Annotated in this window: 11 protein-coding genes, 6 tRNA genes and 1 pseudogene; 9 read left to right on the top strand and 9 right to left on the bottom strand. The window is 73.9% G+C overall.

All coding sequences use genetic code 11. The annotated features are described in order from the left end of the window. The coding region (locus ACS04_RS18565; protein WP_048477777.1) for an SCO7613 C-terminal domain-containing membrane protein at positions 1 to 927 on the top strand (927 nt) is incomplete at its 5' end. 66 nt (positions 928 to 993) lie between these two features. On the opposite strand, the gene ACS04_RS18570 is transcribed toward ACS04_RS18565, so the two are convergent. Next, positions 994 to 1,065, bottom strand: a tRNA-Val gene (locus ACS04_RS18570). Between the two features lie 57 nt (positions 1,066 to 1,122). Further along, positions 1,123 to 1,605: a TIGR02611 family protein gene (locus tag ACS04_RS18575; RefSeq protein WP_048477778.1), complete on the bottom strand. Its 483-nt coding sequence runs from the start codon at positions 1,603 to 1,605 to the stop codon at positions 1,123 to 1,125. 177 nt (positions 1,606 to 1,782) lie between these two features. Between ACS04_RS18575 and ACS04_RS18580 the strand changes: the two genes are divergently transcribed. Both ACS04_RS18580 and ACS04_RS18585 read left to right on the top strand, forming a co-directional pair. Next, a complete protein-coding gene (locus tag ACS04_RS18580; protein ID WP_030011909.1) occupies positions 1,783 to 2,196 on the top strand; it encodes an SsgA family sporulation/cell division regulator in 414 nt (137 codons plus the stop codon). A 264-nt stretch (positions 2,197 to 2,460) separates the two neighbouring features. Next, a pseudogene (locus tag ACS04_RS18585) lies at positions 2,461 to 3,015 on the top strand (CGNR zinc finger domain-containing protein); the annotation flags it as partial. 54 nt (positions 3,016 to 3,069) lie between these two features. Here the strand turns inward: ACS04_RS18585 and ACS04_RS36365 are convergent. Beyond that, positions 3,070 to 3,249, bottom strand: a complete 180-nt coding sequence (locus ACS04_RS36365; protein WP_078864956.1) for a hypothetical protein — start codon at positions 3,247 to 3,249, stop codon at positions 3,070 to 3,072. Between the two features lie 123 nt (positions 3,250 to 3,372). Next, the gene (locus tag ACS04_RS18590; protein WP_048477779.1) at positions 3,373 to 3,843 is read right to left on the bottom strand and encodes a hypothetical protein; all 471 of its coding nucleotides are present in this window, start codon (positions 3,841 to 3,843) and stop codon (positions 3,373 to 3,375) included. Positions 3,844 to 4,013: 170 nt separating this feature from the next. On the opposite strand from ACS04_RS18590, the gene ACS04_RS18595 reads away from it, so the two are divergent. Further along, a complete protein-coding gene (locus ACS04_RS18595) occupies positions 4,014 to 4,517 on the top strand; it encodes a DsbA family protein (RefSeq protein WP_048477780.1) in 504 nt (167 codons plus the stop codon). A 62-nt stretch (positions 4,518 to 4,579) separates the two neighbouring features. Here the strand turns inward: ACS04_RS18595 and ACS04_RS18600 are convergent, their stop codons facing one another. The 3 genes from ACS04_RS18600 to ACS04_RS18610 form a co-directional block, all read right to left on the bottom strand. Next, complete coding sequence (locus ACS04_RS18600) at positions 4,580 to 5,404, bottom strand: GNAT family N-acetyltransferase (RefSeq protein WP_048477781.1); 825 nt, start codon at positions 5,402 to 5,404, stop codon at positions 4,580 to 4,582. Between the two features lie 63 nt (positions 5,405 to 5,467). Next, positions 5,468 to 6,292, bottom strand: a complete 825-nt coding sequence (locus ACS04_RS18605; protein ID WP_048477782.1) for an aminotransferase class IV — start codon at positions 6,290 to 6,292, stop codon at positions 5,468 to 5,470. 16 nt (positions 6,293 to 6,308) lie between these two features. Beyond that, positions 6,309 to 7,364: a chorismate-binding protein gene (locus ACS04_RS18610; protein ID WP_048477783.1), complete on the bottom strand. Its 1,056-nt coding sequence runs from the start codon at positions 7,362 to 7,364 to the stop codon at positions 6,309 to 6,311. Positions 7,365 to 7,544: 180 nt separating this feature from the next. Between ACS04_RS18610 and ACS04_RS18615 the strand changes: the two genes are divergently transcribed. From ACS04_RS18615 to ACS04_RS18635, 5 genes are all read left to right on the top strand, one after another. Further along, positions 7,545 to 7,617, top strand: a tRNA-Gly gene (locus ACS04_RS18615). 39 nt (positions 7,618 to 7,656) lie between these two features. Continuing rightward, positions 7,657 to 7,730: transfer RNA gene (locus tag ACS04_RS18620), tRNA-Cys, on the top strand. Between the two features lies 1 nt (position 7,731). Then, positions 7,732 to 7,803: transfer RNA gene (locus ACS04_RS18625), tRNA-Val, on the top strand. A 34-nt stretch (positions 7,804 to 7,837) separates the two neighbouring features. Further along, positions 7,838 to 7,909 (top strand) — tRNA-Val (locus ACS04_RS18630). A gap of 50 nt (positions 7,910 to 7,959) precedes the next feature. Then, positions 7,960 to 8,034 (top strand) — tRNA-Val (locus tag ACS04_RS18635). A gap of 85 nt (positions 8,035 to 8,119) precedes the next feature. On the opposite strand, the gene ACS04_RS18640 is transcribed toward ACS04_RS18635, so the two are convergent. Both ACS04_RS18640 and ACS04_RS18645 read right to left on the bottom strand, forming a co-directional pair. Further along, positions 8,120 to 8,431: a TFIIB-type zinc ribbon-containing protein gene (locus tag ACS04_RS18640; protein WP_048477784.1), complete on the bottom strand. Its 312-nt coding sequence runs from the start codon at positions 8,429 to 8,431 to the stop codon at positions 8,120 to 8,122. A 65-nt stretch (positions 8,432 to 8,496) separates the two neighbouring features. Continuing rightward, positions 8,497 to 9,127 (bottom strand): phosphotransferase family protein (locus tag ACS04_RS18645; protein WP_048477785.1); only part of this gene is annotated, 631 nt, incomplete at its 5' end.

Here is a 9,127-nt window from a genome sequence, read left to right on the forward strand (position 1 = left end):
GGGGCGCTGAACCTGTCGGTGGCCGCACTGGACGGCCGTACGGCTACCTTCGCGGTGTTCGCCGTGCTGGGCGCGGGCTGCGCGGCGGGGGCGGCGCGGAGGCAGGCGGCCCTGCCCGTGCGGGCCGCGGCCGCGGCGCTGGCCGTCGGGTACGCGGCGGCCGTGGCGGCGGCGCTGGGGGCGCTGTGGGGGCTCGCGGCGTCCTGGTGGTCGCTGCCCCTGCTGGCGGTCGTGGCGGCGGTGGCGGCGGCCGGCCCGCGGCTGGGCCGGGTGCGGCTCCCGGCGGAGCTCGCGGCGGGCTCGGCCGGCGCGGTGGCGGTGCTCCTCGCGAGCTGGCCGTGGGAGCCGGCGAGGGCGGCGCTGGTGTGCGCGCTGGCCGGGGTGGTCTGCGCGGGCGCGGCGCTGCGGGCGGAGCGGCGCGCGCTCGGCTGGGCGGCCTGGGCCCTGTTCCTGGCGGCGACGTGGATCCGGCTGTCGGCGTCGGGGGTGCAGGTCCCGGAGGCGTACACGCTGCCGGTCACGGTGCCCGCGCTGGCGGTGGGCCTCGTGCGTCGGCGCCGGGACGCGCGGGCCTCGTCGTGGACGGCGTACGGGCCGGGGCTGGGCGCCACGCTGCTGCCGAGCCTGCTCGCGGCCTGGGAGGACCCCCACTGGCCGCGGCCGCTGCTCCTGGGGGTGGCGGCGCTGGCGGTCACCCTGCTCGGCGCGCACCGGCGGCTCCAGGCCCCGCTGCTGCTGGGCGGCGCCACCCTGGCGGCGGTGGCCCTGCACGAGCTGGCTCCATACGTGGTCCAGGTCGCCGACGCGCTGCCCCGCTGGCTGCCGCCGGCGCTGGCCGGGCTGCTGCTCCTTGCGGTGGGGGCGACGTACGAGAAGCGGCTGCGCGACGCGCGCCGGCTGCGGGCCGCTCTCGGCCGGCTGCGGTAGCGGCGCAGCGGGGGGAAAACGCCGAGGGCCCGGAGACTTCGAAAGTCTCCGGGCCCTCGGTCCGGGTGGGCGATACTGGGTTCGAACCAGTGACCCCTTCGGTGTGAACGAAGTGCTCTCCCACTGAGCTAATCGCCCGGACGCACCGCAAACATTACCCCATGTCAGCGGTGGTTCCCGACCACCACCGGCCGGTCACTGGTCCTTGAGGTGCCAGGGCAGGGTGAGCCCGTACTTCCACAGGTAGAAGCCGACCAGCGCGCCGGCGATCACGAGGCCGACGCCGGTCAGGATGATGTTGCGGCGGCGGACCTTGGGGTCCAGCGCCTTCTGGGCAGCCTCGGTCACCTTGCGCTTGGTCCAGCGGAGCACCAGGTGGGCCCAGGCGAACTCGGTGGCCCAGATCGCCAGGCCCGCGAAGATCGCGACCCAGCCCGGGCCGGGCAGGACGAGCATGGCGATGCCCGCGCCGATGACGGCCAGGCCCACGACGAAGACGCCGACCTGCCAGCTCAGGTGGAGGGTGCGGCGCGACTTGATGAAGGCGGGAGCCTTCGATACGTGCGGCGCTTCTTCCGTGGTCTGCTGAGTGGCGTCCCCGGCTGCGGACTCGACTTCGGACCCGACTTCGGACTCGGCTGCGGACCCCTGGGTCCCGCGGTCACTCCCCGTATTCATGAGCCCGAATCTACCGGAGCCGGAAGCACACGTGAATGCCGCTTTGGATCCGCCGTCCGAGGGACCCAGAGGTCCGCAAAACGGTCAGAGGGGTTTACAACGGCACCGTAGGTGGCATGTCGATTTCGCCGACGTGCGAATCCCCGAGCGCACACTGAGCGAAAGGCCCTGGCGCTTATGAACACCACGGTCAGCTGCGAGCTGCACCTGCGCCTCGTTGTGTCGAGCGAGTCGTCACTGCCTGTCCCGGCGGGCCTGCGGTATGACACGGCCGATCCCTACGCCGTGCACGCCACCTTCCACACCGGCGCCGAGGAGACGGTCGAGTGGGTTTTCGCCCGAGACCTCCTCGCTGAGGGCCTCCACCGGCCCACCGGAACCGGAGACGTCCGCGTCTGGCCGTCCCGCAGCCACGGTCAGGGCGTCGTCTGCATCGCCCTGAGCTCACCGGAGGGAGAAGCACTGCTCGAAGCACCCGCCCGCGCACTCGAATCGTTCCTCAAGCGGACGGACGCCGCGGTCCCACCCGGGACCGAACACCGGCACTTCGACCTCGACAAGGAGCTTTCCCACATCCTGGCCGAAAGCTGAGCCAGGCCTTCTGGGAGCACCTCCCGGCACGCGCCGGGGGCCACTCCGCACCGTCCGACTCGGGGCGACGGTGCGGGCTGGACGAAAACCACATACGGCAGTGCCGGCGCTGTTCTCGCGGAAGCCGTCCGCGGGGGCGGCGCCGGTGTGCGTGACGCGGCCGCCACAGAGGTCCCTCCCGGTTCCGCCCGGGCACGGCTAGAGTCGGCCCCCAGCGGCGGCACTGGTCGTCGCCGCAGGCCCGGCCCCCAGGGAGCGACCCCCGTGCAGATTCCCCACGACACCCGTCGCGCGCTCGACGTCGTCGTCGCGCTGGTGAACACCGCGGCCGAGGCGGAGCAGCCCGACGGACTGGCCGACGTCGGCTCGCTGCGCGAGTTCGTCCGCGAGTACGAGATCAGCGACATCGGCGAGCTCGGCGCCCGCGACCTCGCCGGAGTGCGGACCGTACGCGGCAAGTTCGCCCAGGTCTTCGGCGCGCCCAACCCCCGGACCGCGGCAGGACTGATCAACGAGCTGGTGGCCACCGCGGGCACCACCCCGCAGCTGACCGACCACGACGGCTACGACTGGCACGTCCACTACTTCGCGCCGGGCGCCTCTCTGGGCGACCACCTGGCCGCCGACGGCGGCATGGCGCTGGCCTTCATCGTGGTCTCCGGCGAACAGGAGCGGCTGCGCCGCTGCGAGGCGCCCGACTGCCGGCGGGCCTTCGTGGACCTCTCCCGCAACCGCTCACGGCGCTATTGCGACAGCCGTACGTGCGGGAACCGGCTGCACGTGGCGGCGTACCGGGCCCGGCGCAAGGAGGCCGACGCGGGACCGCCGGAGCAGGACGCCCGGCAGGAGGCGCGGCACGGCGCGCGGCCGGGCTCACAGCAGGAAGAGGTCGTGCACGGCGGCCAGCAGCAACAGGGTGCCGATCACCCCTAGGAAGATCATCAGGGGCGGCTGGGAGAGCGCGAAGAGACAGCCTCGCGGCTCCTGGGCGACGGGGGCGGGGACCGGGGCCGGAGCGGAAGCCGGCGGGTCGCCCTGCGATGTGTCGAGCATGTCGGGGCGATGATCGCGCAGGGCGCGCGCAGGTCGCCCCCAACACGCCATCCTTTACGCGGGAGTTCACCCCTTCTCGTCAGACTCGCGGCAATACCGCGCGCGGTCCCCGGGTGGCGTGCTTCAGATGCCGTGCTTCTTCAAAATCGCCTCGATGTCGGAGAAATCGTCCGCGGGAGCGGCGGGCGCCGGGCGGGATCCCGGCTGCGGGCGGGAGCCCTGCCCCAGCGAGGGGGCGGACGCGGCCGGGGCCACGGCCTCCTGCGGGGAGCGCCCCCTGCCCGCCTTCGCGGCCTTCGAGGGCCTGACCGCCCCGGCGGGCTCCTCCCCCGCGCCCCGCCCGCGCCGCTCGATGGCGCGCGTGGTCATGAACAGCACCCAGGAGAGCCCGAGCAGCCCGAAGCCCAGCCAGACGGCCGGCTTGAACACCATCCCGGACACCCATTCCACGACGCCCGTCAGCACCAGGGCGACCGGCACCAGCGCGTAGGCCGCGATCCGCGTGGCGGCGAGGAAGCGCTTGCGGTAGGCGGCCACCGCGGCGATGCCCAGGCCCGCCGCGGACACCGCGGAACATATGGTCTCGGCCAGCATGCGGTCCTCCAGGGGTGGGCGATCCGACCCCTCCATCCTGCACCGGGCACGGCCGCGGCGGCCACGGCCCGGGGCGGTCCGGCTCCGATCTCCGGGAGATCTCGGGGTCGCGCCTCCTCCTCAGGGGGTGCGTTTCGATGGCGGTGCCCGGTGGCTGGGACACTGGGCCCATGACCGATTCCGTGATCCTCGACGTCTGGTGCGAACTGCAGTGCCCGGACTGCCACCGCGCCCTGGACGACGTACGCGCCCTGCGGGCCCGCTACGGCGACCGGCTGGACATCCGGCTGCGCCACTTCCCGCTGGAGAAGCACAGGCACGCCTTCGCGGCCGCGCAGGCCGCCGAGGAGGCCGCGGAGCAGGGGCGGGCCTGGCCGTACGTGGAGGCCGTCCTGGCCCGCACCGCGGAGCTCGGCGAGCGCGGCGAGGCCGTCCTGCTGGACGTGGCACGCGAACTGGGCCTCGACGCCGAGGAGTTCGACACCGCGCTGATCGACGGCCGGCACATCCTGATCGTCGACGCCGACCAAGCCGAGGGCAAGGCCATCGGCGTGAGCGGCACCCCGACGTACGTCATCGGCGGGGAGCGCCTCGACGGCGGCAAGAGCCAGGAGGGCCTGCGCGCCCGCATCGAGGAGATCGCGGACCGCCTGCTGTCCGCCGACGGGGCGTAGGCCGGCGCAGGCCGCTCCGCCCGGATCCCGGCGGGCCCGGGCGGACACCTGTGCGGACGCCCCTACAGCAGGTCCTTGGCGTAGTTGACGTGCGTCGTCCGGTAGTGGAGGGACTCGTACAGCCGCAGGGCCGGGGTGTTGCCCGCGAAGACTTGGAGGCCCAGCACGCGGTGGCCCCCGGCGAGGGCCGTGCGCTCGGCGAGGAGCATCAGGTCGCGCCCGTACCCCCGGCCCCGGTGCCCCTCGGCGACCGCGACGTCGAAGACGTAGGCGCCCTCGTCGCGGGGCGCCGACCACACGTGGCCGACGGGGACGCCGTCCGCCTCCAGGACGGACAGGGTGGCGCCCTCTGTGGCCAGCCCCCGGGGCAGCGCGCTCTCGTGGTCGGCCACCGACTTCGCCCGCGCCGCCTCCCGCGGCATGCCGCGGCTGATCCAGTCCTCGGCGTAGCCCTCGATCGCGCCCACGAGCCAGACCTCGTACTCGGCCTGCGTCATGGGGCGGCCGAGGACCCCCGCGCGGAGCCCGGGCGGCTGCGCCGGGAGGTCCTTGGCCATGTACCGGCTGTACTCGGCGTACCCGAGCGCCTGCGCCATCCGCAGGCCGCCCGCCGAGGCCGCGGGCACGCTGACCCGGACCCGGCGGCAGCCCCAGCCGCGCAGCACCTCCTCGGCGGCCAGCGCCCCGACCGTCGCGCGCCCGCGCCGCCGGTCCGGTTCGTCGACCACGAGGTCGCGTATCTCGCCCACGGTCGGCCCGAAGGGCGTGTCGCAGGCGACCAGCAGCGAGCCGACGCGCCTGCTGTTGACCCGGATCTCGTACGGGCGCGACCGCGCGCCCCCGCTGCTCTGCTGAAGCGGCCCGCTCGGCCGCAGGGTGGTGGTCATCCCCCGAGTTCTACCCGCCCGGCGGCCCCCTGCGACAGCGGATAAGCGGGCGGATCGGCCGGCTCAGGGGTCGAGGTCCGCGCCGGCGCGCGCCTCGAAGGTCCGCATGGCCTCGGCGGTGACAGGTCCCGGCACGGCCGAGGCCGCGGCGCGTCCGTCGATCCGGTGGACGGCCTGGACATCGCGCAGCGTGGAGGTCAGGAAGATCTCCTCGGCCTGTTCCAGCGCCTCGAAGGAAAGGTCCGTCTCCTTGGCTCCCGCCCACTCCACGACGAGGGCCCGGGTGATTCCGGCGAGGCAGCCGGAAGCGAGGGGCGGTGTGTGCAGCTCTCCGTCGAGGACGACGAACACGTTGGAGCCGGTGCCCTCGCAGAGCCGTCCGAGCGTGTTCGCGAAGAGCGCCTCGGAGGCCCCGGCCCGGTGGGCGGCGGCCAGCGCGACGACGTTCTCCGCGTACGAGGTGGTCTTCAGGCCGGCCACGGCGGAGCGTTCGTTGCGCACCCAGGGCACGGTGATCACGGCGGTGGTGTCCGGCCGGCGGGCCTCCTCGGCCACGGCCACGACGAGGGTGGGGCCGGCGTCGCCGCGGTCGGAGCCGAGCGGGGAGACCCCGCCGGTGTAGGTGATGCGCATACGGGCGAGCGGCAGCGGGTTGGCCTCCAGGACGGCCGCGCAGGCCCGGCGCACCTCGTCCGGGTCGGGGTCGGCGAGTCCCAGGCCGCGGGCCGAGCGGGTCAGCCGGTCCACGTGCCGGGTGAGCGCGAAGGCGGTGCCGCGCTCCGCCTTCACGGTCTCGAACACTCCGTCGCCCACGGTCAGCCCGTGGTCGAAGACGGACACCTGTGCGCTGTCGGCGTTCCGCAGCGCGCCGTCGAGCCAGATCCTCACCGTACGATCCCTCCGCTCACCCAGGGGTGCCGGTCACCTCATGGGTTCCCGACGCTACCCGGAGCAACCGGGCGGCCTTCAGTTCCGTCTCGGCCCATTCACGGTCGGGGTCGGAGCCCCAGGTGATGCCGGCGCCGGTGCCGAAGAGCAGGCTCGGGCCGCCGGGACGGCGGCGGTCGATCCAGAAGGTGCGGATGCCGACGGCCAGCTCGGCGGTGCCGCGGTCGGCGTCGACCCAGCCGATGCCCCCGCAGTAGGGGCCGCGGGGGGCGGCCTCCAGGGCCTCGATGATCCGCAGCGCGGAGGATTTGGGGGCGCCGGTGACGGAGCCGGGCGGGAAGGTGGCGGCGAGCAGCTCGGGCCAGCCGGCGCCCGCGGCGAGTTCGCCGCTGACGGTGGAGACGAGGTGGACCAGGCCCGGGTGCTCCTCGACGGCGCAGAGTTCGGGGACGGTGACGGATCCGGTGGCGCAGACCCGTCCGAGGTCGTTGCGTACGAGGTCCACGATCATGACGTTCTCGGCGTGGTCCTTGGGCAGGAGGTCGGCGGCGGTACGGCCGGTGCCCTTGATGGGGCCCGACTCCACGTGGCGGCCGGCCCGGCGCAGGTACAGCTCGGGGGAGGCGGTGGCGATCTCCACCCCGTGGGCCGGGAGCCGAATCGTTCCTGCGTACGGGGCGGGATTGCCCCGGGCGAGCAGCGCCGTGAGGGCGTCGACGTCGGCCCGGCCGGGGTCGGGCAGCGGCGCGGACATCACGCGGCAGAGGTTGGCCTGGTAGACCTCCCCGGCGGCGATGTGCTCGCGGATGCGGCGTACGCCGGCCGTGTAGGCCGCGCGGTCGAGGGAGGAGGACCACCGGTCGGCGGCGGGGCCGCGCCAGGCCCCCGGGACGGGCGCCGGGACGGGGTCGGGGCGTATGTCGCCGAAGCGGGCGCAGACCAGCCGGCCCTCGAAGTCCGCGGCGACCGCCCAGAAGCCCGTCGAGTCGAGGGCGGAGGGGTCGCTGGTGACGTCTCGGAGGTCGGTCGCGAGGAGGCCGCCGAAGCGGGCCAGGGGAAGCAGGTCGTGCACGGCTGCGAGTCTATGACCGGTGACGCCGCGGCGCCGGGGAGGTGACTGCCGGGTGACCGGTGGTGATCGAGCGGCAGCACGCTGCGGAAACGCGTTTTTGAGCTGGCCCGGGAATCCGCTAGAGTTCAACACGTCGCCAGGGAGCGAAGGGGCAAGACCCCGGAGCGAGCACGGTGACCTGCGGACGTAGCTCAGTTGGTAGAGCACCACCTTGCCAAGGTGGATGTCGCGAGTTCGAGTCTCGTCGTCCGCTCGAAGTGGGGGATCTTCCCGAGAACCCCCGCAGCTCCATGGTGGAGTGGCCGAGAGGCGAGGCAACGGCCTGCAAAGCCGTCTACACGGGTTCAAATCCCGTCTCCACCTCCAAGGACGATTAGCTCAGCGGGAGAGCGCTTCCCTGACACGGAAGAGGTCACTGGTTCAATCCCAGTATCGTCCACTGGTCCGCAAGGACCTGGTCCGCAAGGATCCCCGCGCGATTAGCTCAGCGGGAGAGCGCTTCCCTGACACGGAAGAGGTCACTGGTTCAATCCCAGTATCGCGCACGCAGCACCAGCAACACCCTGCTTGAACTGCGGTTTCGCACCGTGGTCCCGCGCGATTAGCTCAGCGGGAGAGCGCTTCCCTGACACGGAAGAGGTCACTGGTTCAATCCCAGTATCGCGCACCACCTCAGCAAGCCCCGGCCGTTTCGACGGCCGGGGCTTCTGCGTTGCCGGTGCGGCCCGGCCCGGGCCGCACCGCCGGCGCGCGGCTCAGGAGGAGAAGAGCATCCGGCCGAAGCCGCCCTTGTGGTGGCCGTGGTGACCGTGGTGACCGTGACCGCCGTGGTGCTGCGGGGCGCCCCAGGCGGGGGCGGGGGCGTGCGCGGCCGGGTAGGGGGCCGGGGGCGCGGCGGGCGGCGGGACCTGTCCGTACTGGCCGCCGGTGTACTGGGATTCCAGGCGGGTCAGCGCCTCCAGCTCGCCGTAGTCCAGGAAGATGCCGCGGCAGTTGCCGCACTGCTCGATCTGGACACCGTTGCGGTTGTAGGTGTGCATCATCGCGTGACACTTCGGACACTGCATGACCGGATCAACTCCTCGCCGTCTGCTTCGACACCGGATGCATGCCCGGTGGCGCGAAGCCCACCCTACGACGGAGCCTGCGGCTCCAAGTCGGGCGGGAGGGAGGCAATTCGGGCACAGGACTCCACCATCAGCCGCTCCACGTCCTCCAGTCGGCGTCGGCTTTCCGCCGATTTGGCCAGCGCGAGGGCGGCGGTCTGCACGGTCAGGGCCCGGGCGGCGAGGTCCAGTTCCGGCCAGGGGTCGGAGCCGGGCGGCCCGGCCGCGGGGCCGCCCGCGGCGCGGTAGGAGTCGAGGAAGCGGCCCCAGGCCCCGGTGTCCAGCAGCCCGGCGGCGTACCAGGCGGCCGGCCGGGCCAGGTCCCAGGCGGGGGTCCCGATGCCGAGGTCGTCCACGTCGATGAGCCGCCAGCCCCCGTCGGGGCCGGGCCCCCGCACCAACTGCCCCAGGTGCAGGTCCCCGTGGCACAGGGCACCGCCCCGGGGCGCCGGGGCCTCTCCCCGGACCCAGGCCGGCAGGGTCCGCGCGGCGGCCCGTACGAGAGCGCCGGCCGGCCGGCCCTCGGCGGGGCCCGGCACGAGCGCGGACCCGGGCCGCGTCCCGGCGGGGCTGCGGGCATCGTCGGCGCCGCGGGCACCCTCCCGGCTCCGCACCGCGCCGGGAGCCGTGGCCCGGTACAGCCGGCGCAGGGCGCGG

The organism is Streptomyces roseus (genome assembly GCF_001044425.1).
Lineage (GTDB): Bacteria > Actinomycetota > Actinomycetes > Streptomycetales > Streptomycetaceae > Streptomyces > Streptomyces roseus.

Bases quoted from the DNA above. Each gene is read 5' to 3' on its own strand.
- ACS04_RS18575 (WP_048477778.1), bottom strand. From the start codon at position 1,605: ATGAATACGGGGAGTGACCGCGGGACCCAGGGGTCCGCAGCCGAGTCC.
- ACS04_RS18580 (WP_030011909.1), top strand. From the start codon at position 1,783: ATGAACACCACGGTCAGCTGCGAGCTGCACCTGCGCCTCGTTGTGTCG.
- ACS04_RS36365 (WP_078864956.1), bottom strand. From the start codon at position 3,249: ATGCTCGACACATCGCAGGGCGACCCGCCGGCTTCCGCTCCGGCCCCG.
- ACS04_RS18590 (WP_048477779.1), bottom strand. From the start codon at position 3,843: ATGCTGGCCGAGACCATATGTTCCGCGGTGTCCGCGGCGGGCCTGGGC.
- ACS04_RS18595 (WP_048477780.1), top strand. From the start codon at position 4,014: ATGACCGATTCCGTGATCCTCGACGTCTGGTGCGAACTGCAGTGCCCG.
- ACS04_RS18600 (WP_048477781.1), bottom strand. From the start codon at position 5,404: ATGACCACCACCCTGCGGCCGAGCGGGCCGCTTCAGCAGAGCAGCGGG.
- ACS04_RS18640 (WP_048477784.1), bottom strand. From the start codon at position 8,431: ATGCAGTGTCCGAAGTGTCACGCGATGATGCACACCTACAACCGCAAC.